The sequence below is a fragment of the Streptomyces sp. NPDC058741 genome, assembly GCF_042746715.1.
GTDB lineage: Bacteria > Actinomycetota > Actinomycetes > Streptomycetales > Streptomycetaceae > Streptomyces.
In genome coordinates this window covers 150,387-170,180 of record NZ_JBHYQH010000008.1, presented here as the reverse complement: position 1 = coordinate 170,180, position 19,794 = coordinate 150,387, and the positions used below count along the sequence as shown (strand labels likewise).

19 protein-coding genes and 1 pseudogene are annotated in these 19,794 nt (G+C 73.8%); 9 read left to right on the top strand and 11 right to left on the bottom strand.

Features of this window, described 5'->3' with window-relative positions; all coding sequences use genetic code 11:
- Positions 1-133: 133 nt before the first annotated feature.
- The 4 genes from sucB to ACFW6P_RS09585 all read right to left on the bottom strand — a co-directional run bounded on the left by sucB (position 134) and on the right by ACFW6P_RS09585 (position 5,447).
- The gene (gene sucB / locus ACFW6P_RS09600; RefSeq protein ID WP_386423330.1) at positions 134-1,918 is read right to left on the bottom strand and encodes a 2-oxoglutarate dehydrogenase, E2 component, dihydrolipoamide succinyltransferase; all 1,785 of its coding nucleotides are present in this window, start codon (positions 1,916-1,918) and stop codon (positions 134-136) included.
- A 63-nt stretch (positions 1,919-1,981) separates the two neighbouring features.
- The gene (lpdA, locus tag ACFW6P_RS09595) at positions 1,982-3,370 is read right to left on the bottom strand and encodes a dihydrolipoyl dehydrogenase (RefSeq protein ID WP_386423328.1); all 1,389 of its coding nucleotides are present in this window, start codon (positions 3,368-3,370) and stop codon (positions 1,982-1,984) included.
- A gap of 260 nt (positions 3,371-3,630) precedes the next feature.
- Positions 3,631-5,157: a leucyl aminopeptidase gene (locus ACFW6P_RS09590; RefSeq protein ID WP_386423326.1), complete on the bottom strand. Its 1,527-nt coding sequence runs from the start codon at positions 5,155-5,157 to the stop codon at positions 3,631-3,633.
- 164 nt (positions 5,158-5,321) lie between these two features.
- On the bottom strand, positions 5,322-5,447 hold the full coding sequence (locus tag ACFW6P_RS09585; RefSeq protein ID WP_386355023.1) for a hypothetical protein: 126 nt from the start codon (positions 5,445-5,447) through the stop codon (positions 5,322-5,324).
- A 570-nt stretch (positions 5,448-6,017) separates the two neighbouring features.
- Here ACFW6P_RS09585 and ACFW6P_RS09580 point away from each other — a divergent pair.
- Positions 6,018-6,344, top strand: coding sequence for a hypothetical protein (locus ACFW6P_RS09580; protein ID WP_386423324.1), 327 nt, complete (start codon positions 6,018-6,020; stop codon positions 6,342-6,344).
- A 66-nt stretch (positions 6,345-6,410) separates the two neighbouring features.
- Positions 6,411-7,343: an endo alpha-1,4 polygalactosaminidase gene (locus tag ACFW6P_RS09575; protein WP_386355028.1), complete on the top strand. Its 933-nt coding sequence runs from the start codon at positions 6,411-6,413 to the stop codon at positions 7,341-7,343.
- On the opposite strand, the gene ACFW6P_RS09570 is transcribed toward ACFW6P_RS09575, so the two are convergent.
- Entirely contained in the window at positions 7,303-7,914 is a 612-nt protein-coding gene (locus ACFW6P_RS09570) for an RDD family protein (protein WP_386355031.1), read from the bottom strand. The two genes, ACFW6P_RS09575 and ACFW6P_RS09570, sit on opposite strands and share 41 nt — an antisense overlap.
- Before the next feature lie 82 nt (positions 7,915-7,996).
- Entirely contained in the window at positions 7,997-8,779 is a 783-nt protein-coding gene (locus tag ACFW6P_RS09565; protein ID WP_386355034.1) for an adenosylcobinamide-GDP ribazoletransferase, read from the bottom strand.
- Positions 8,780-8,839: 60 nt separating this feature from the next.
- Here ACFW6P_RS09565 and ACFW6P_RS09560 point away from each other — a divergent pair, with 60 nt between their 5' ends.
- Positions 8,840-9,601 carry a hypothetical protein gene (locus tag ACFW6P_RS09560; protein ID WP_386423322.1) on the top strand — a complete coding sequence of 254 codons (762 nt, stop codon included), beginning with the start codon at positions 8,840-8,842 and terminating at the stop codon, positions 9,599-9,601.
- Here the strand turns inward: ACFW6P_RS09560 and ACFW6P_RS09555 are convergent.
- Entirely contained in the window at positions 9,505-10,242 is a 738-nt protein-coding gene (locus ACFW6P_RS09555; protein ID WP_386423320.1) for a hypothetical protein, read from the bottom strand. The two genes, ACFW6P_RS09560 and ACFW6P_RS09555, sit on opposite strands and share 97 nt — an antisense overlap.
- 554 nt (positions 10,243-10,796) lie before the next feature.
- Positions 10,797-11,870: pseudogene (gene cobT / locus ACFW6P_RS09550) on the bottom strand (nicotinate-nucleotide--dimethylbenzimidazole phosphoribosyltransferase); the annotation flags it as partial.
- Between the two features lie 182 nt (positions 11,871-12,052).
- On the opposite strand from cobT, the gene ACFW6P_RS09545 reads away from it, so the two are divergent.
- Positions 12,053-13,129: a class I SAM-dependent methyltransferase gene (locus ACFW6P_RS09545; RefSeq protein WP_386355043.1), complete on the top strand. Its 1,077-nt coding sequence runs from the start codon at positions 12,053-12,055 to the stop codon at positions 13,127-13,129.
- Between the two features lie 103 nt (positions 13,130-13,232).
- Here the strand turns inward: ACFW6P_RS09545 and ACFW6P_RS09540 are convergent, their stop codons facing one another.
- On the bottom strand, positions 13,233-14,432 hold the full coding sequence (locus ACFW6P_RS09540) for a bifunctional adenosylcobinamide kinase/adenosylcobinamide-phosphate guanylyltransferase (RefSeq protein ID WP_386423318.1): 1,200 nt from the start codon (positions 14,430-14,432) through the stop codon (positions 13,233-13,235).
- Between the two features lie 176 nt (positions 14,433-14,608).
- On the opposite strand from ACFW6P_RS09540, the gene ACFW6P_RS09535 reads away from it, so the two are divergent.
- Complete coding sequence (locus tag ACFW6P_RS09535; protein WP_386355048.1) at positions 14,609-14,821, top strand: hypothetical protein; 213 nt, start codon at positions 14,609-14,611, stop codon at positions 14,819-14,821.
- A gap of 66 nt (positions 14,822-14,887) precedes the next feature.
- Here ACFW6P_RS09535 and ACFW6P_RS09530 read toward each other — a convergent pair whose 3' ends face one another.
- Together ACFW6P_RS09530 and ACFW6P_RS09525 are read right to left on the bottom strand one after the other, a co-directional pair.
- A complete protein-coding gene (locus ACFW6P_RS09530) occupies positions 14,888-15,559 on the bottom strand; it encodes a class I SAM-dependent methyltransferase (RefSeq protein ID WP_386355201.1) in 672 nt (223 codons plus the stop codon).
- Between the two features lie 83 nt (positions 15,560-15,642).
- Positions 15,643-16,242, bottom strand: coding sequence for a DUF3043 domain-containing protein (locus ACFW6P_RS09525; protein WP_386355050.1), 600 nt, complete (start codon positions 16,240-16,242; stop codon positions 15,643-15,645).
- Positions 16,243-16,559: 317 nt separating this feature from the next.
- Here ACFW6P_RS09525 and ACFW6P_RS09520 point away from each other — a divergent pair, with 317 nt between their 5' ends.
- From ACFW6P_RS09520 to ACFW6P_RS09505, 4 genes are all read left to right on the top strand, one after another.
- A complete protein-coding gene (locus ACFW6P_RS09520) occupies positions 16,560-17,345 on the top strand; it encodes a PspA/IM30 family protein (RefSeq protein WP_386355052.1) in 786 nt (261 codons plus the stop codon).
- Positions 17,346-17,379: 34 nt separating this feature from the next.
- Positions 17,380-17,661 carry a hypothetical protein gene (locus ACFW6P_RS09515; RefSeq protein ID WP_386355054.1) on the top strand — a complete coding sequence of 94 codons (282 nt, stop codon included), beginning with the start codon at positions 17,380-17,382 and terminating at the stop codon, positions 17,659-17,661.
- A gap of 91 nt (positions 17,662-17,752) precedes the next feature.
- The gene (locus ACFW6P_RS09510) at positions 17,753-18,973 is read left to right on the top strand and encodes a sensor histidine kinase (protein WP_386355057.1); all 1,221 of its coding nucleotides are present in this window, start codon (positions 17,753-17,755) and stop codon (positions 18,971-18,973) included.
- Entirely contained in the window at positions 18,970-19,653 is a 684-nt protein-coding gene (locus ACFW6P_RS09505; RefSeq protein WP_386355060.1) for a response regulator, read from the top strand. The genes ACFW6P_RS09510 and ACFW6P_RS09505 overlap by 4 nt, the downstream gene beginning before the upstream one ends.
- Positions 19,654-19,794: the final 141 nt, after the last annotated feature.

Here is a 19,794-nt window from a genome sequence, read left to right as displayed (position 1 = left end):
TCCCGGCGTGCCCGACGGGTGGGCGGCCGCGGGCCGTCGGTTGCTGATCGCGCCGTTCCCCGCGCCCCCGAGCGAAGTGCCCCCGCCCGGAGATGATCCGAGCGGGGGCACCGTACAGCCGTACCGCGGAAGGTCAGAGGCCGAGCTCGACCTCGAACTCGCCGGCCTCCAGGATGGCCTTGACCGCCGTCAGGTAGCGGGCGGCGTCGGCGCCGTCCACCAGGCGGTGGTCGTAGGACAGGGTCAGGTACGTCATGTCGCGGACGCCGATGACCGTGCCCTCCTCCGTCTCGATGACGGCGGGGCGCTTGACCGTGGCGCCGATGCCGAGGATCGCGACCTGGCCCGGCGGCACGATGATCGTGTCGAACAACGCGCCGCGCGACCCGGTGTTGGAGATGGTGAAGGTCGCACCGGACAGCTCGTCCGGGGTGATCTTGTTGGCGCGGACCTTGCCCGCCAGGTCGGCCGTTGCCTTGGCGATGCCGGCGAGGTTGAGGTCACCGGCGTTCTTGATGACCGGGGTCATCAGGCCCTTCTCGGAGTCCACCGCGATACCGATGCTCTCGGTGTCGAAGTAGGTGATGGTCCCCTCGGCCTCGTTGATCTTCGCGTTGACGGCCGGGTGGGCCTTCAGCGCCTGGGCCGCGGCCTTGACGAAGAACGGCATCGGGGAGAGCTTGACGCCCTCGCGCGCCGCGAACGCGTCCTTGGCCCGGGCGCGCAGCTTCATCAGGCGGGTGACATCGACCTCGACGACCGACGACAGCTGCGCCTGCTCGTGCAGCGCCTTGACCATGTTGTCGCCGATGACCTTGCGGATCCGCGGCATCTTGACGGTCTGGCCGCGCAGCGGGGACGCCTCCAGCGCCGTGGCCTTCTTCGCGGGGGCCGGAGCGGCGGCGGCCGGAGCCGGGGCGGCGGCGGCCTTCGCTGCCTCGGCGGCGGCGACGACGTCCTGCTTGCGGATGCGGCCGCCGACGCCCGTGCCCTTGACGGTGGACAGGTCGACACCCTGCTCGGCGGCGAGCTTGCGCACCAGCGGGGTGACGTAGGCGCCGTCATCGGCCGGCTTGGCGGCGGCCGGGGCCTGGGCCGGAGCCGGGGCGGGCACCGGAGCGGCCGGGGCCGGCGCGGGAGCCGGGGTGACCTGCTGCTGCGGCGCCGGGGCCGACGGGGCCTGCGAGGCCGGGGCCTGCTGGGCCGGGGCGGGCTGCGCCGGGGCCGGAGCCGGGGTGGGCTCGGGCTGGGCCGGGGGGGCCGGGGCCTCCTGCGCGGGGGCGGCGGCCGGAGCGGCACACGCCTCGCCGATGACGGCCAGCTTGGCGCCGACCTCGGCGGTCTCGTCCTCGCCGACCACGATCTCCAGCAGCGTGCCGGAGGCGGGGGCGGGGATCTCGGTGTCGACCTTGTCCGTCGACACCTCCAGCAGCGGCTCGTCGGCCTCGACGGTGTCGCCCACCGACTTCAGCCAGCGGGTGACGGTGCCCTCGGTGACGGACTCGCCGAGCGCGGGCAGGACGACGTCCGTGCCCTCTGCGGAACCGCCGCCGGCGGCGGCTTCGGCGCTGGGAGCGGGCGCCGGGGCGGCCTGCTCGGTGGACGGTGCGGCCGCGGCCGGCTCGGGAGCGGGCGCGGCGGTCTGCTCGGCCTGCGGGGCCTCAGCAGGGGGCGCGCCGCTGCCGTCGTCGATCAGGGCCAGCTCGGCGCCGACCTCGACCGTCTCGTCCTCGGCGACCTTGATGGAGGACAGCACGCCGGAGGCGGGGGAGGGGATCTCGGTGTCGACCTTGTCGGTGGAGACCTCGAGCAGTGGCTCGTCGGCCTCGACGCGCTCACCCTCGGCCTTCAGCCAGCGGGTGACGGTGCCCTCGGTGACGCTCTCGCCGAGCGCCGGAAGGGTTACGGAAACCGCCATGGTTTCGGTTGCTCCTTACGGGAAGTGCGGAAGTCTGTGTCGTCGCGTTCGTCGACCGAGGGGTCAGTCGTGCGCGTGGAGCGGCTTGCCGGCCAGGGCCAGGTGGGCCTCGCCCATCGCCTCGTTCTGCGTCGGGTGGGCGTGGATGAGCTGCGCGACCTCGGCGGGCAGCGCCTCCCAGTTGTAGATCAGCTGGGCTTCGCCGACCTGCTCGCCCATGCGGTCGCCGACCATGTGGACGCCGACGACGGCACCGTCCTTGACCTGGACGAGCTTGATCTCGCCCGCGGTGTTCAGGATCTTGCTCTTGCCGTTTCCGGCCAGGTTGTACTTCAGGGCGACGACCTTGTCCGCACCGTAGATCTCCTTGGCCTTGGCCTCGGTGATGCCGACGGAGGCGACCTCGGGGTGGCAGTACGTCACCCGCGGGACACCGTCGTAGTCGATCGGGACGGTCTTCAGGCCGGCCAGGCGCTCCGCCACCAGGATGCCCTCGGCGAAGCCGACGTGCGCGAGCTGCAGCGTCGGGACGAGGTCGCCGACGGCGGAGACGGTCGGCACGTTCGTGCGCATGTACTCGTCGACCAGGACGTAGCCGCGGTCCATCGCGACGCCCTGCTCCTCGTAGCCCAGGCCCTGCGAGACCGGGCCGCGGCCGATGGCCACCAGCAGGATCTCGGCCTCGAACTGCTTGCCGTCGGCGAGGGTGACCTTGACGCCGTCCTGGGTGTACTCGGCGCTCTGGAAGAACGTGCCCAGGTTGAACTTGATGCCGCGCTTGCGGAACGCGCGCTCCAGGAGCTTGGAGGAGTTCTCGTCCTCGACCGGGACGAGGTGCTTCAGGCCCTCGATGATCGTGACCTCGGTGCCGAAGGACTTCCAGGCGGAGGCGAACTCGACGCCGATGACACCGCCGCCGAGGATGATCGCGGACTTCGGCACGCGGTCCAGCACGAGGGCGTGGTCGGAGGAGATGATCCGGTTGCCGTCGATCTCCAGGCCGGGCAGCGACTTGGGCACGGAGCCGGTCGCGAGCAGCACGTGACGGCCCTGGATCCGCTGTCCGTTCACGTCGACGGAGGTCGGGGAGGACAGGCGTCCCTCGCCCTCGATGTACGTCACCTTCCGGGAGGCGATCAGGCCCTGCAGGCCCTTGTACAGACCGGCGATCACGCCGTCCTTGTACTTGTGGACCCCGGCGATGTCGATGCCCTCGAACGAGGCCTTCACACCGAACTGCTCGCTCCCGCGGGCCTGGTCGGCGATCTCGCCCGCGTGCAGCAGGGCCTTGGTGGGAATGCAACCCTTGTGCAGGCAGGTGCCGCCGACCTTGTCCTTCTCGATCAGGGCGACGTCCAGGCCCAGCTGCGCCCCGCGCAGGGCCGCGGCGTATCCACCGCTGCCACCGCCGAGGATCACTAGGTCGAAAACGGTGCTGGCGTCGTTCGCCACGTCACGTCCTCCATGCATGTGCGCCGTACGCCGGTCGTCACCGACCGGCAGGCGGCTGGTGTCCGGCCGCTCGTTCTTCGGCCCTTCGGTGGGGCCCTGTCCTGCCGTGGCCCATCTTCGCACTTGTCGGCACACAAGGAGACGCCGGGCTGCTGTGTGAGACGCCCCACTTCCGCCGGGGGCGCGGGGAGCTGCGCGAACAGTCCCCACGCCCCCCGCAGTCGCCGTGCGACGGAAGAGGGCGGGCTCTCAGACGAAGGTCAGCCCAGGTCCCCGGCAGCCGTGAGCTCCGCCAGCCGCACCAGCGTCCGCACACCGCTGCCGGTGCCGCCCTTCGGCGTGTACCCGAAGGGCCCGCCCTCATTGAAGGCCGGTCCGGCGATGTCGAGGTGCGCCCACGTGATGCCCTCGCCGACGAACTCGCGCAGGAAGAGACCGGCGACCAGGCCGCCGCCCATCCGCTCGCCCATGTTCGCGATGTCGGCCGTGGCCGAGTCCATCCCCTTGCGCAGGTGCTCCGGCAGCGGCATCGGCCACGCCGGCTCGCCGACCTCCTCGGCCGCCTCGTGCAGCGCCGCGCGGAAGGAGTCGTCGTTGGCCATGATCCCGAACGTCCGGTTGCCCAGCGCCAGGACCATCGCGCCGGTCAGCGTCGCCACGTCCACGATCGCGTCCGGCTTCTCCCGGGACGCGGCCCACAGCGCGTCGGCCAGGACCAGGCGGCCCTCGGCGTCGGTGTTGAGCACCTCCACCGTCTTGCCGCTGTACATCCGCAGCACGTCACCCGGACGGGTCGCGGAGCCGGAGGGCATGTTCTCCGCCAGGGCGAGCCAGCCGGTGACGTTGACCTCCAGGCCGAGCCGCGCGGCGGCGACGACGGCGGCGAACACCGCGGCGGCGCCGCTCATGTCGCACTTCATCGTCTCGTTGTGACCGGCCGGCTTCAGCGAGATGCCGCCCGAGTCGTAGGTGATGCCCTTGCCGACGAAGGCGAGGTGCTTCTTGGCCTTGGAGGAGGTGTACGACAGCTTCACCAGGCGCGGGGTGGCGGCCGAGCCGGCGCCGACGCCGAGGATGCCGCCGTAGCCGCCCTTGGCCAGGGCCTTCTCGTCGAGCACCTGCACCTTGATGCCGTGCTCCTTGGCAGCGGCCTGCGCGATCGCGGCGAAGGACTCGGGGTTCAGGTCGTTGGGCGGGGTGTTGACCAGGTCGCGGGCGCGGTTGAGTTCCTCGGACACGGCGACGGCACGCTCGACGGCGGCCTTGTACGCCTTGTCGCGGGGCTTGCCGCCGAGCAGGGCGACCTCGGCGAGGGGGGCCTTGCCGTTCTTCGCCACGGGGTCCTTGCCGTCGGCCTTGTACGCGTCGAAGGTGTACGCGCCGAGCAGCGCGCCCTCGCCGATCGCGGTGGCGTCCGCGGCGTCGGCCAGGGGCAGGGCGAAGGCGGCCTTCTTCGCGCCGGCCAGGGCACGGGCGGCCACGCCGGCTGCCTTGCGCAGGACGTCGGCGTCGTAGCCGCCGTCCTTCTCGGGCACCGCGCCGAGGCCAACCGCCAGCACGAGCGGGGCCTTGAAACCGGACGGTGCCGGGACCTTCGTCACCTCGCCCTCGGCACCCGAGGCGCCGAGCGTCTCCAGGACGCCGGCCAGCCGGCCGTCGTACGCCTTGTCCACGGCCTCGGCGCCCGGTGCGACGACCGGCCCCTGGGCACCCTTGGCGACACCGATAACAATCGCGTCGGCCCGCAGGCCGGGCGCCGCGGAGGTGCTGAGAGTGAGAGCAGTCACGGTGGTGAAATCTCGCTTCCGATGTGAAGTTGCGGTGGTCGAACGGTGTGGGTCGACCGGGCCCGACAGCCGACCCTATGCGGACCTCAGGGCGCGGATGCAGCGGGGCCATCCCCGGTGCGGCGAACACTCGACGACGAGACTACGCGCGTGGCCCGTTTCGCTCATTCCTGCGGGCGTTCACCGGCCGGTGGCACGGTGGCCACTTCTTGATCCCTCACGCCGGTGAACTGGGTCACACTCGGCGTGATCCGGTGAGCGCCCTGCTCGCCGCTTTGCGTGATCTCCACGGATCCTCCTGCGTTCGGCCGCAAGGGGAGCCGGGGGATCTTCAAGGGGGAGGGACCATGGCGCAGCGTGCGCGCGGACGGAGAGGCACGGCCGCCGCGATGACGGCGGCAGGCGCCCCGAGCACATACGTGGGAGGCAGAGCCCACACCAGGCGCTGACCAGCGCGGACACGACGAACCTGGAGGCCGCGCCGTACGCCCGCCCGGTGCGGCCGCGCTGGAGGGGCGGACCGTCGGGGAGGCGTTCCGGGGCGGGGCGGGGCGTGGCGGGTGCTGGGACTGGACACGGCAGATCACGGCCGGGGCGGTGGCCCCGGGAGCGGCGGCCGCGGAAGACCCGCGCGTCGACCTGAGGGTGCTGGTGGTCGACAACGGCGACAGCCCCGTCCGGGCCGTCACCGCCCAGCTCAGGAGCACGGGCGTCCCGTACACGACGATCGACCTGAACGACGCCGGCCGCCCCAGGATCACCGAGTCGTTCTGCCGCACCGCTTTCGCAGCGCCAGTCTCGCCGGGCTGCGCGCCAGCGGCAGCGCCCGCGCCTTCCGGCACGTCACCGTCCTCACCCTCGTGCGGTGCCTGGCCGTCTCCCTCGTCGCCCTGCTCGCGCTGAGCCTCGCCGCCGCCCTGTGGCCCGGCGCCCCGGTCCCCGGCGGTGTCCGGCCGGCCGGGCTGCTGCTGCTCGGCGTGCTCCTGTGGACCGGCCTGCTGCTCCAGTCGTTCGGCGCGGTGACCGGCGCGGCCGCGGTGTGCTGCGCCGCCGCCCTCGCCCAGACCCCGCTCCTCACCACCCGCACCGGCGATCCGCACCTGGCCGGTGCGCTCGTGTACGGCACCGCCGCCGTCCAGGCCGCCCTGGTGTGCACCCTCCTGGGAAGGGCAACCGCCCACCGATGAGCACTCTCCTGGGAAGGGCAACCGCCCACCGATGAGCACTCTCCTGGGAAGGGCAACCGCCCACCGATGAGCACTCTCCTGGTCCCGTACTACGAGCACCCGTCCGTCCGCCCCGCCCAGTGGGACGCGATCGCCGCGGCGGCCCCGCGCCCGTACGGCGTGGTCCTCGGGAGATCATCCTTGGGGCACCCTGCCGTACCCCCTGGAGAACACCCCGTGAGACGCCCCTTCCCGCTCGCCGCCGCCCTGATCGCCGTGCTGCTCGCGGGCTGCACCAGGGCCGGCGACGACGAGCCCGGCCCCCGCTGGCAGCCCCGCCCCGGCACCGCTTGGCAGTGGCAGCTCAGCGGACGCCTGGACACCTCCGTCGACGTGCCCGTCTACGACATCGACGGCTTCGACCACTCCGCGGACACGGTCGCCGGCCTGCACGACGACGGCCGCAAGGTCATCTGCTACCTGTCCACCGGCGCCTGGGAGGAGTTCCGTCCGGACGCCGGGGAGTTCCCGGAGAAGGTCCTCGGCCGGGGCAACGGCTGGAAGGGCGAACGCTGGCTCGACATCCGCCGCACCGACGTCCTGGAGCCGCTCATGGCCGCCCGGATCGACATGTGCCGCGACAAGGGCTTCGACGCGGTCGAGCCCGACAACATGGACGGCTACCGCAACGACACCGGTTTCCCCCTCACCGCCGCCGACCAGCTCCGCTACAACCGCCTCGTCGCCCGCCTCGCCCACGAGCGGGGCCTGGCCGTCGGACTGAAGAACGACCTGGACCAGATCCCGGAACTGGTCGAAGACTTCGACTTCGCGGTCAACGAGCAGTGCGCCCAGTACGGCGAGTGCGCGGCCCTGAAGCCGTTCGTGGCGGCGGGCAAGGCCGTCTTCCACGTCGAGTACGAGGTCCCCACCCGCCGGTTCTGCGCCGACTCCCGCCGCCTGAAGCTCAGTTCACTGCTCAAGAAGTACGAACTGGGGGCGTGGCGGCAGGCATGCTGAGGCCGATCCCCGTCACCGACGTGCCCGCCACCCGGTCGGCCAGCGACCGCCGGGCGGGGGAGAGGACCGGCAGCGCGTTCAGCAGGAACAGCACCACCGCGACCGCCCACACCAGCACCGACAGCACGACCTGCCCCTCCACCAGCAGCACGCAGGCGACGGCGTACACGGCGACGTCCACGGTGGTGGTGACGGCGGCCCGCCGCGCCGCCCTGACCCGGCGCGGGGAGGCCGTGGTGACCTTCAGCCCGACCAGGGCCTTGCCCACCGTGCGCCCGGCCAGCGCCAGGCACGCCCACTGGTAGAGGAACACCGTCAGCACCAGCAGCCCGAAGGCCTGCTCGACGTACAGCACCGACGTGTCCCACAGCCGCAGCCCGAGGTCCTGGGAGGCCTCGAGGACGTCGCCGCGCGAGGTCAGCAGGTCGAAGCCGCCCCGGGTGGCCAGCTCGGGCACCTCGGTGACGAGTGCCGAGACCCGGTGGAAGGTGAGTACCGCGAGCGCCGAGGCGAGTGCCACCACCAGCGCGAAGTCGATGAACCAGGCCACGGCACGGCGCAGCATAGGCATGGACGTCCCCCGATCGCTTGTGTGTCCGGGCAGGAAAATAGCGGCTGGGCGGCGCGGGCAGGAGGGGAACGCGAAGACGGTTTCAGCCAAGTGCCAGACCGGTCAGGGTCACGGTCGCCGCCGTCTCCGCCAGGCCGCCGAAGACGTCCCCGGTGACCCCGCCGAAGCGGCGCGTGCAGTGCCGCAGGAGCGCCTCGGCGGCGGCCAGGGCGACGACGACCGCGAGCACGGCCCGGATCACGCCGCCCGGCCCGAACACGGCGCCCCCCGCCGCCGTCACCCCGACGACGGCGGCCGCCGCGGCCAGCGCACCCCGCGACGGCACCACGCCCGCCACCGCCGCTCCCAGCCCCTCCGGCCGCGCTGCGGGCACCCCGGACCGGGCCGCCAGGGTCAGGGCCAGCCGGGCCGCCGTCGCGCCCACGACGGCCGCGAAGGCGCCCCAGGCCCAGGAGGCGCCGTAGGCCTGGGTGAGCGCGGCGACCTGGGCGAGCAGCACCAGGACGAGGGTGATCACACCGAACGGGCCGATGTCCGACTGCTTCATGATCCGCAGTGCGTCCTCGGCGGGCTTGCCGCTGCCCAGCCCGTCGGCGGTGTCCGCGAGGCCGTCGAGATGCAGCCCCCGGGTGAGCACCGCCGGCACGGCCACCGAGGCCACGGCGGCGAGCGGGGCGCCCGCGCCGAGGAACAGCAGCGCCAGCCCGGCGGCGGCCGAGGCGGCGCCGGCCGCCAGCCCGGCCACCGGGGCGCACAACATGCCGCCGCGCGCCGCCTCCCTGTCCCACCGGGTCACCCGGACCGGGATCACCGTGAGCGTGCCGAAGGCGAAGCGGAGTCCGTCGAGCGGTGAGGTTCTGGGCACCGGCGCAGGCTACCGGCAGCCCGGGAGGGCGGGGACGGCAGCCGCGGATAGAGTTCACTTATGGGATGGCTGGAGCGGAACATCGTCGAACCCGGCAAAATGCCCCTGCTCCTCGCCCTCGTCGCCTTCGTGCTGACCTTCCTGATCACCCGGGCCATCACCCGCCTCATCCGCGCGGGCAAGGGCCCGTTCGGCAACATCAGCAGCGGCGGGGTGCACGTCCACCACGTGGTCCCCGGGATCATCCTGACGATCGTCGGCGGTTTCGGCGCGGTGGCCGGCAGCCAGTACGGCTGGGGCTCCTACCTGGCGGCGGTGGTCTTCGGTATCGGCGCCGGACTCGTCCTCGACGAGTTCGCCCTGGTGCTGCACCTGGCCGACGTCTACTGGTCCCCCGAAGGCCGCAAGAGCGTCGAGATGGTCGTCCTGACCGCCTCCCTGGTCGGCCTGCTCCTGCTCGGCTTCTCGCCCCTCGGCGTGAACGACCTCAACCAGGACCAGCAGCAGAACCGCGCCGTCGTCCTCGCGACCATCCTCGTGAACTTCGCCTTCGCCCTCGTCACCCTGTTCAAGGGCAAGGTCCGCATGGCCGTCCTGGGCGTCGTCATCCCCCTCATCGCCCTGATCGGCGCCGTACGGCTGGCCCGCCCCGCCTCCCTGTGGGCCAAGCGGTTCTACCGCAACCGCCCCAGGGCCCGGGCCCGGTCGACGCTGCGCGCCTACCATCACGACCGGCGCTGGGCCGGACCCAGACGTGCCGTCCAGGACTGGATCGGCGGCGCTCCCGACCCCGACCCGACGCGCTCCCTCGAACACCGCTGACGCACCTCACCGGCCGCGCACAGCACCAGCACCGCCCCGATCACGGCGAGGTGCTCCTTGCCCACGAGGTTCCCCTTCAGGACGACCTCGAACACCAGCGCGGCGACCACAGCCGACGCCGTGACGTACGCCCGGTGGCGGCAGGTCAGGAAGACGGCCAGAGCCACCACCACCGCCGCCGACGGCCCGGTGTCCACGACCCACCGGTCCGGGGCGGGCAGGCCCGGCGGCGCGTGCGCGGGGCCGAGCCGGACGCCCAGCCGCGCGTACAGCGTGCCCGCGAGCGTGGCGGCGGGGGCCAGGGCGAGCAGGCGCCGCCGGCCCAGACACAGCTCCGCGAGGCCGACGGCCGGCAGGATCCGCGCCGGCGCACCCCACACCGGCAGATCCAGCGCGGGCACGAACAGCGACGGTGGCGTGCGCAGCAGCGCGAGCCACAGCGGGTCCGCGGCCCGCACGGCGCCCGCGTCCCGCACGAACCGGTAGCCCCACGGCTGGGTGTGCACGGCGTGCAGCGCGGCCGTCAGGCGCACGCCAGCGACCGCCAGGGGCACCGCCCGCCGCCGCCGCACCAGCGGTCCGCGCACCGCCGCGTACAGCGGCCCCCGGTCGGCGCGGGCCCAGCGGGCGAGCGTGCTCATCGGGTCGTCCTCGTCGGTGCGCCGGTCCGTCTGCGGGGCCGGCGACTCCGTCGAACCGGCACCACGTTCCAGGGCCCGGTCAGGACGGGACGGAGTTGACCCGGGAGCGGGTGATCAGGATCTCCGGCGCGTCAGCGCTCGGAGGGAACCCCGGCGACATCCTGCCCGTCGGGCTTCTGCGACGGCCCGGACTGCTCGGGCTTCTGCGATGCCCCGGAGCCGTCAAGCTTCTGCGACGGCCCGGACTCCTCGGGCTTCTGCGACGGCCCGGACTGCTCGGGCTTCTGCGACGGCCCGGACTGCTCGGGCTTCTGCGATGCCCCGGAGCCGTCAAGCTTCTGCGACGGCCCGGACTGCTCGGGCTTCTGCGACGGCCCGGACTGCTCGGGCTTCTGCGACGGCCCGGACTGCTCGGGCTTCTGCGACGGCCCGGACTCCTCGGGCTTCTGTGACGCTCCGGACTGCTCGGGCTTCTGCGATGCCCCGGAGCCGTCAAGCTTCTGCGACGGCCCGGACTCTTCGGGCGCCTCCGGCTCTTCAGGCTCCTTCGGCTCTTCAGGCTCCTCCGGCTTGTCCGGCTCCTCCGGCTTCTCGGGCAGTTCGGCCGCCAGGGCGGCGGCGGCCTGCACGAGCGGCAGTGCCAGCAGGCCTCCGGTGCCCTCCCCGACGGTCACGCCATGGCCGAGCAGCGGCTCCAGGGCCATCCGGTCCAGCGCCTTCGCCTGCCCGGGCTCCCCGCTGTCGTGCGCGGCCAGCCACCAGTCCGGCGCCCGGAACGCGATCCGCTGCCCGACCAGCGCGCACGCCGCCGCCACGACCCCGTCGAGCACCACCGGCAGCTTCCGCACCGCGCACTGCAGCAGGAACCCCGTCATCGCCGTGAGGTCGGCCCCGCCCACCGTCGCCAGCAGCCGCAGCTGGTCCCCCAGCACCGGCCGGGCCCGGCGCAGCGCGTCGCGGATCGCCGCGCACTTGCGCATCCACGCCAGGTCGTCGATCACCAGCCCGCCCCGCCCGGTGACGACCGACGCGTCGACCCCGCACAGCGCCGCGACCAGCACACCCGCCGCCGTGGTCCCGCCGACGCTCACGTCGCCCAGCACCACCAGGTCCGTGCCGGAGTCGGCCTCCTCGTCGGCCACCGCCACCCCGGCCCGGAACGCCGCCTCGGCCTCCTCCGGGGTCAGCGCGTCCTCGACGTCGATCCGTCCGCTGCCCCGCCGCACCCGGTGCCGTACGACGTCCTTCGGCAGGGCCCCGGGGTCGCAGTCCAGGGCCATGTCGACGACCCGCACCGACACGCCGAGGCGCCGGGCGAGCACCGACACCGGCCGGCCGCCCGCGAGCACCTCGCGCACCAGCTCTTCCGCGCTGCCCGCCGCACGGGCCGAGACGCCCAGCTCGGCGACGCCGTGGTCACCGGCGAAGAGCACCACCCGCGGCTGCTCGACCGGCCGCACCGGCACGGCCGACTGCGCCGCCGCCAGCCACTCACCCAGTTCGTCGAGACGGCCCAGCGACCCCGGCGGCACGACCTGCCGCTCCCGGCGCGCCTCCGCGTCACGGCGCACCCCGCCGTCCGGACGCTCGATCAGATCGGTGAAGTCGTCGAGATTAAGCGAGCTCATTCGCCGAACAGTACCGGCAGCGGTCGAACAGCAGGGCGCCACATCACCGCACCGCCGGGGCGACGTCGTTGCACCCGGCATCGGCATCCCATACGTTCCGGTTTGCAGCGGATTGTCGTACACGGTTCGCTCGCCGTCCCGCCGGTACGTCCCTGCCGTACGCCCTTGCCCGGGAGCCGCCCATGCCCGCACGCCGCCCCTCCCAGCCCGCCCCGTCCGCGCACCCCGCTCCCCAGGCGACCACCCGGGTCCACGAACCCCGCCGCGAGGACTGCCCCTGGTGCGGCTCCGCCCGGCTGCGCAACCGGCTGCGCACGGGCGACCTGCGGCAGTTCCAGCCGGGCAGCTTCACCGTCGACGAGTGCCGCGACTGCGGCCACACCTTCCAGAACCCCCGTCTCACGGCCGAGGGCCTCGCCCGCTACCACCGGACCGTGCACGGGGCGCCGCGCGACGCGGCCAGTGACGGCCTGCTGGCGCTGCGCGCCGGCCGCCGCCGCCACCGCTCCGCCGCCCGCGCGATGCGCCGCCTCGGCGAACCGGAGAGCTGGCTGGACGTGGGCACGGGGCACGCCCGCTTCCCCGCCGCGGCCCGCGAGGTCTTCCCCTACACCGCGTTCGACGGCCTGGACCCCACCCCGCGCGTGGTGCGCGCCCGCACCGCCGACCGCGTGGAGGAGGCGCACGTGGGCCGCCTGACGGACCCGCGCGTCGCGACCCCGCTGCGCGCCCGCTACGACGTGGTCAGCATGCTCCACCACCTGGAGGGCACGCCCGACCCCCGGGCCGAACTCCGCGCGGCCCTCACCGTGCTGCGGCCCGGCGGCCACCTCCTCGTCGAGACCCTGGACCCGCGCAGCGTCTTCGCCAGGCTCCTGGGCCGCTGGTGGCTGCCCTACGACCAGCCGCGCCACCTCCACCTGCTGCCCCCGCACAACCTGCGCGCGGAACTGGAGGCGTCCGGCTGCGAGATCCTGACGCTGGACCACCGCCCGGTCCACCTCGCCCACGACCTCTCCGGCGCGATGGCCCTGGCCCTCTCCCACAGCATCCCGGCCCCCGACACCCCCTGGCGGGCGATCCCCCCGCCCCGCACCCACCAGTACCTCCGCGCGGTCCTGCTGCGCGCGGGCGTCCCCCTGGTGGCCCTGGCAGCGGCGGCGGACCACCTGATCGCCCCGCTGGCCCGCCGCACCCGCTGCGCGAACACCTACCGGCTGATCGCCCGCAAGCCCGTCCAGCCCGTTCAGCCCCTTTAGGCCGTCCAGCCTGCCCAGCCCGTCTACCCGGTCCCCGCCGGGCGGTGCCGGGGCGCTCGCGGGGTGCGGGACCGCTGCGCCCCGCCCCCCGCACGGGTCCACCTCACCCCCGCAGGACCACCGCCTGCCCCGCCACCACCAGCACCACGTGCTCGCACTCGTCCGCGAACCCCGCGTTCAGCCGCCCGAGTTCGTCCCGGTACCGCCGTCCCGACGCGGTCGCCGGCACGATCCCCGAGCCCACCTCGTTCGACACCGCGACCACGGTCCGCCGCGTCGCCCGCACCGCCTCGGTCAGCTCCCGCACCCGTTCCCGCAGCACCTTCTCCCCCCGCTCCGCCCACACCGCGTCGTCCCACGCCCCGGCGGCGTCCATGGCGTCCGTCAGCCACAGCGACAGGCAGTCGATGAGCAGGGGTGGCCCCTCGGCCTCCAGCAACGGCACCAGATCGCACGTCTCGACCGTCTGCCACGACCCGGGCCGCCGCTCCCGGTGCGCCGCCACCCGCCCGGACCACTCGGTGTCCCCGTTGCGCGAGCCGCCCGTCGCCACGTAGAGCACGTCCGGGAAGGACTCCAGCCGGCGCTCGGCCTCCACCGACTTCCCCGAGCGCGCCCCGCCCAGCACCAGCGTCCGCCGCGGCACGTCCGGGACGTCCCCGTAGGCCCCCACGGCCGGCGTCGTCCCGTCCGGCACGGCCCGTGCCCCGGCCGCCGCGAGCCGCCGCCCGAGCTCCGGGCCCGGCGGCACGTCGTGGTCCAGGTGCACGGCGACGACGTCGGTCGCCGGCCCCACCGCGCCAACCGCCCGCAGCTTCGCCAGCGCGTCCGGCCGCCCCACGACGTCCAGCAGGACCATGTCGTAGACCTCGGCGGGCCCCTCCAGCCCCGCCGGTGCCCCGCCCGGCGGCAGGTACAGCAGCCGCTGCCCCCCCGGCCCGGTCACCGCGTACCCCGTGCCCGGCGCGTCCAGCGCCACCGCCCGCACCCGGTGCCCCGTCAGCAGCGTCAGCTCCCGCCCGTCCGGCACCCGCCCCGGCTGCGGCAGCCCGGCCGGCACCTCCACCGCTGGCCCCTCGTGCGGATGCGACAGCAGCACCTGCCGTACGCCGGTCAGCGAGCGCCCCGCCCGCGCCGCCGAGAACGCGGCCCCTGGCGTCAGGTCGAGCAGCAGCACCCCGTCCACGAGCAGCGCGGTGGCCGCCCGGGCGGCCGGGCCGATCGCGGCGGCGCAGGCCGCGCAGGGACAGTCGGGACGGGGGAGGCCCGCGGGGGCGCCGGTGCCGAGCAGAGTGAGTTCCACGCCCCGATTCTCACCCGCCGCAAGGGGGCATGCGTGCTGGAGACACCCCCGCAAGGGGCGTGGGGCCCTCGACCGGCTGTCCCGCCCCGCCCGGCGGAGCGCATAGGCTCGGGACCCGGGCCGGACCAAGATCCGGCTTTCGCTGTGCAGGGTGCTCACACACATGGGAGGCGTACATGGCGGCATGGTCGTGGCGGTTCGAGAAGACGGACGGGACGGAGGTCCAGCCCGCGGTGCCGCCCGAGGAGTTCCCCACCCAGGGGGACGCCGAGTCCTGGATCGGGGAGCACTGGAAGGCCCTGCAGGAGGGCGGCGCCGACCAGGTGCGGCTGTTCGAGGACGCCACGGAGATCTACGGGCCGATGAGCCTGCACGCCGCCGAGGCGTGAGCCCGGGGCGGGGGCCGGCGGCCCCCGCCCACCCCCTCTTCCGTGGGGTCAGCCCCTTCCGCGGAGTCAGCCCCGCACGCCGCACAGGTGCAGCAGCGCGGCCACCCCGCGGTACGGATCCGTCCGCCCGGCCTTGTCCTCCACGGCGAGCAGCGCCTCCAGGCCGGCCGGGACCGGCGCGCCGTCCCGCGCGGTGTCCGTGAACACGCGCACCCCGTACCAGGCGTGCAGCGGCGCCCCGATCCCCGCGAGCGTCGCCGTCAGGTCCTTCAGCCGGTCGGCCCGTCCCGTGTCGAACGCGGCCAGCGCGCCCGCCCAGTCGCCGGACAGCCCCGGCCGCATCGCCGGCGCGTCCCCGTTGCGCACCAGCAGGGACAGCAGCCCGCCGGGCGCGAGCATCCGGGCCAGCCCCGCCAGCAGCGGATCCGCCTCCTCGGCGTGCATGAGCACGCCGTGGCACAGCACCACGTCGAAACTGCCCGGCAGGAAGTGCACGCCGGTGTCCCGGCCGTCGCCCTCGATGATCCGCATCCGCTTGCGGATGCCCTCAGGTTCCCCCGCCAGGTACTCCCGGGCGGCGGCGACCATCGTCGTGTCCTGCTCCAGACCGGTCACCTGGTGCCCGCCCCGTGCCAGCCGCAGCGCCTGCGTGCCCCGGCCCATCCCCACATCGAGCACGCGCAGCCGCCGCCCGACCGGGAACCGCCCGACGATCTGCTCGTCCAGCTGACGCGTCACCAGTTCCTGGCGGACGACATCGCGCAGCCCGCCCGGCTCGGCCGGCCGGGCCGGTGCCGCATCCCCGGGCAACGACGTCGTGGTCAGGGTCGCTCTCCGCGCTTGACCTGCGGCTTCGGCAGCCGGAGCCGGCGCATCTGGAGGGAGCGCATCAGGGCGTAGGCGATGGCGCCGCGCTTGTTCTCCCCGGCGAAGCGCTCGTTCAGCTGCTTCTTCAGGCGGAAGGCCGTGACGAACGAGTCGAGCACGATCAGCACGATCACCACGAGCCACAGCAGCAGCGCGATGTTCTGCAGCGAGGCCACCCGCACCATGCTCAGCACGAGGATGACCACCGCCATGGGCAGGAAGAACTCCGCGATGTTGAACCGCGAGTCGACGAAGTCGCGCGCGAACCGGCGGACCGGTCCCTTGTCCCGCGCGGGCAGGTACCGCTCGTCGCCGGAGGCCAGCGCCTGGCGCTGCCGCTCCAGCGCGGCACGGCGCTCCTCGCGCTGCCGCTTGGCGGCGTCCTTGCGCGTCGTCGACGTGTTGGCCACGCTGCGGCGCTGCGACTGGGCCGCACTGCGCTTGGGCGTGGGGCGGCCCTTGGGGGCCTCGGGGTGACGGGGCTGACTGGAGTCGGTCACCGGCGCCTTGTCGGCGGCCCGGTCCTTCTCGTCCTTGGCACGGCTACGAAACACAAAACCCAAGGGTAAGGGCTTCCCGGCATGGACCGAAGCCCCGTGGGGAACGATCCGGCAACACCAGACGTCAGTAAGGGGACAGAGGGGACGTTGTGTACGCACCGCCCGTTCCCACGGGACGAGGACCCCCGGCGACCCCGGGGACCACCTACTCCCTACGCCGGAGCGGCAGCGCACGCAGTCGTCCTCGGGGATGAGCGCATCCGTCCCCGAACAGTGCGGTAATGGATGCAGGGCCCGTACTGTGGGTTCTGTCGCAGGAGCTCGAGCCGGAGTCGGTCAGAAGGGGGCGCGCGAAGCCCATGAGCGGTGTCATGAAGCGTATGGGGATGATCTTCCGCGCGAAGGCCAACAAGGCCCTGGACCGGGCCGAGGACCCGCGCGAGACCCTCGATTACTCGTACCAGAAGCAGCTGGAGCTGCTCCAGAAGGTGCGCCGCGGCGTCGCCGACGTGGCGACCAGCCGCAAGCGCCTGGAGCTCCAGCTGAACCAGCTGCAGTCGCAGTCCACCAAGTTGGAGGACCAGGGCCGCAAGGCGCTCGCGCTCGGCCGGGAGGACCTGGCCCGCGAGGCGCTCTCGCGCCGGGCCGCCCTCCAGCAGCAGGTGACCGACCTGGAGACCCAGCACGCCACGCTCCAGGGCGAGGAGGAGAAGCTCACCCTCGCGGCCCAGCGGCTCCAGGCCAAGGTCGACGCCTTCCGCACGAAGAAGGAGACCATCAAGGCGACCTACACGGCCGCCCAGGCGCAGACCCGGATCGGCGAGGCCTTCTCCGGCATCTCCGAGGAGATGGGCGACGTCGGCCTGGCCATCCAGCGCGCCGAGGACAAGACGGCCCAGCTCCAGGCCCGCGCCGGCGCCATCGACGAGCTGCTCGCCTCCGGCGCCCTCGATGACCAGTCCGGCATGCACAAGGACGACATCCAGGCCGAGCTGGACCGGCTCTCCGGTGGTACGGATGTGGAGCTGGAGCTGCAGCGTATGAAGGCCGAGCTGGCCGGGGGCACCGGCGGCGGGCAGCAGGCCATCGAGGGCGGCACCGGCGAGCAGCAGTCCCGGCAGCAGCCGCAGGACACTCCGCGCTTCGACAAGCAGTAGACGGCCAGTAGGGGTCCACGCCTAGGAGGGCGACATGATCGTACGGATCATGGGGGAGGGCCAGGTGAGGCTGGCCGACAGCCACCTCGCCGAGCTGAACAAGCTGGACGACGAGCTCCTCGCGGAAATGGACAACGGCGACGGCCGTGGTTTCCGCCGCACCCTCCAGGCCCTCCTGACGAGGGTCCGCGACCTGGGCGACCCCCTCCCCGACGACTCCCTGGAGCCGTCGGAGCTGATCCTGCCGTCCCCGGACGCCACCCTGGAGGACGTCCGGGAGCTCCTCAGCGACGACGGCCTGATCCCGGGTTCCTGACCCGGGTCCCTGACCCCGGGCCTCGTGCCGCCCGGCCTTCCGGCCCCCGTCCCATACCCCCGCACACCCACCCCGGCTACCGTGAACCCCCGTGAGCACACTCGCGCGGGCCAGATGCCGGGCCAAGGCGCACCCGCTGGCCGTGGACGCGGCCCTGTCCGCCGCCGTCCTGGTCTGCATGGTCGCCGGCTCCTTCATGGAACCACGGCACCGCGACAGCGTCAGCTGGGTCCTGCGCACACCGGACCTCCTCAGCCTCCTCCTCATGGCCCTCGGCGCCGCGGCCCTGGCCTTCCGCCGCCACGCGCCCCTGACGGTCCTCGCCCTCACCGGAGCCTTCTCCGTGACCGAGTCCGTCACCGGCGACCCCCGCGCCCCGGTCGCGATGTCCGCCGTCATCGCCCTCTACACCGTCGCCTCCACCACCGACCGCCCCACCACCTGGCGCGTCGGCCTGCTCACCACGACCGTGCTGACCGGCTCGGCGATGGCCGCCGGCAGCCTGCCCTGGTACGCCCAGGAGAACCTCGCGATCCTCGCCTGGACGGGCATCGGCGCCACCGCCGGGGACGCCGTCCGCAGCCGCCGCGCCTTCGTCCAGGCCATCCGCGAACGCGCCGAACGCGCCGAACGCACCCGCGAGGAGGAGGCCCGCCGCCGGGTCGCCGAGGAGCGCCTGCGCATCGCCCGGGACCTGCACGACGTCGTCGCCCACCACATCGCCCTGGTCAACGTGCAGGCCGGCGTCGCCGCGCACGTCATGGACAAGCGCCCCGACCAGGCCAAGGAGGCCCTCGGGCACGTCCGTGAGGCCAGCCGCTCCGCGCTCAACGAACTGCGCGCCACCGTCGGCCTGCTGCGGCAGTCGGGCGACCCCGAGGCCCCCACCGAACCGGCTCCCGGCCTGGACCGCCTCGACGAACTCACCGGCACCTTCCGCCACGCCGGCCTGCACATCGAGGTCGCCCGAGCCGACCAGGACACCACCCTGCCCGCCGCCGTCGACCTGGCCGCCTACCGGATCATCCAGGAAGCCCTCACCAACGTGCAGAAGCACGCCGGGTCCCGGGCCAAGGCCGAGGTCAGCGTCGTCCGCGTCGGACCTGGCATCGAGATCACCGTCCTCGACGACGGCGGCGGCGAGGACGAGGCCCCGGCCGCCGGCGGCGGCCACGGCCTGCTCGGGATGCGCGAGCGCGTCACCGCCCTGCGCGGCACCCTGACCACCGGTCCCCGCTACGGCGGCGGCTTCCGCGTCCATGCGATCCTGCCCGTCAAGAGCCGCACACCGACCGGGGAGGACCCCGCATGACCATCCGTGTCCTGCTCGCCGACGACCAGGCGCTGCTCCGCAGCGCCTTTCGTGTGCTCGTCGACTCCGAGCCCGACATGGAGGTGGTCGGGGAGGCCTCCGACGGCGCGGAGGCGGTGCGGCTGACCAAGGAGCAGCGCGCCGACGTCGTCCTCATGGACATCCGCATGCCCGGCACCGACGGACTCGCGGCGACCCGCATGATCAGCGCCGACCCGGAGCTGTCCGACGTCCGCGTGGTCATCCTGACGACGTTCGAGGTCGACGACTACGTCGTACGGTCGCTGCGCGCCGGCGCCTCCGGGTTCCTCGGCAAGGGCTCCGAGCCCGAGGAACTGCTGAACGCCATCCGCATCGCCGCGGGGGGCCAGGCCCTGCTGTCCCCGGCGGCCACCACCGGCCTGATCGCCCGCTTCCTCGCCCAGGAGGACCCCGCCGACGGCGACCGCGACCCGGCCCGCGGTGAGCGGCTCGACTCGCTCACCGTCCGGGAGCGCGAGGTGCTCGTCCTGGTCGCCGGCGGCCACTCCAACGACGAGATCGCCGAGCGGCTGGAGGTCAGCCCGCTGACGGTGAAGACGCACGTCAACCGGGCCATGGCCAAGCTGGGTGCCCGCGACCGCGCCCAGCTCGTGGTCACCGCCTACGAGACCGGGCTGGTCCGTCCGAGGGTGGAGTGAGCCCGGCCCGGGCGTACTGCGCCCGGAGTAGGCGCCGGGCGAGGAACGGGACCTGGGGCTTACGGGGCGCCGTCCGCCATGGCCCAGGGTGTTAGGGCGGGCGCTCATCCGCGCGCGCTGCCGCTTCTGCCGTTGAACAGA

Bases quoted from the DNA above. Each gene is read 5' to 3' on its own strand.
- sucB (WP_386423330.1), bottom strand. From the start codon at position 1,918: ATGGCGGTTTCCGTAACCCTTCCGGCGCTCGGCGAGAGCGTCACCGAG.
- ACFW6P_RS09575 (WP_386355028.1), top strand. From the start codon at position 6,411: ATGAGCACTCTCCTGGTCCCGTACTACGAGCACCCGTCCGTCCGCCCC.
- ACFW6P_RS09570 (WP_386355031.1), bottom strand. From the start codon at position 7,914: ATGCCTATGCTGCGCCGTGCCGTGGCCTGGTTCATCGACTTCGCGCTG.
- ACFW6P_RS09560 (WP_386423322.1), top strand. From the start codon at position 8,840: ATGGGATGGCTGGAGCGGAACATCGTCGAACCCGGCAAAATGCCCCTG.
- ACFW6P_RS09555 (WP_386423320.1), bottom strand. From the start codon at position 10,242: ATGAGCACGCTCGCCCGCTGGGCCCGCGCCGACCGGGGGCCGCTGTAC.
- ACFW6P_RS09545 (WP_386355043.1), top strand. From the start codon at position 12,053: ATGCCCGCACGCCGCCCCTCCCAGCCCGCCCCGTCCGCGCACCCCGCT.
- ACFW6P_RS09535 (WP_386355048.1), top strand. From the start codon at position 14,609: ATGGCGGCATGGTCGTGGCGGTTCGAGAAGACGGACGGGACGGAGGTC.
- ACFW6P_RS09520 (WP_386355052.1), top strand. From the start codon at position 16,560: ATGAAGCGTATGGGGATGATCTTCCGCGCGAAGGCCAACAAGGCCCTG.
- ACFW6P_RS09515 (WP_386355054.1), top strand. From the start codon at position 17,380: ATGATCGTACGGATCATGGGGGAGGGCCAGGTGAGGCTGGCCGACAGC.
- ACFW6P_RS09505 (WP_386355060.1), top strand. From the start codon at position 18,970: ATGACCATCCGTGTCCTGCTCGCCGACGACCAGGCGCTGCTCCGCAGC.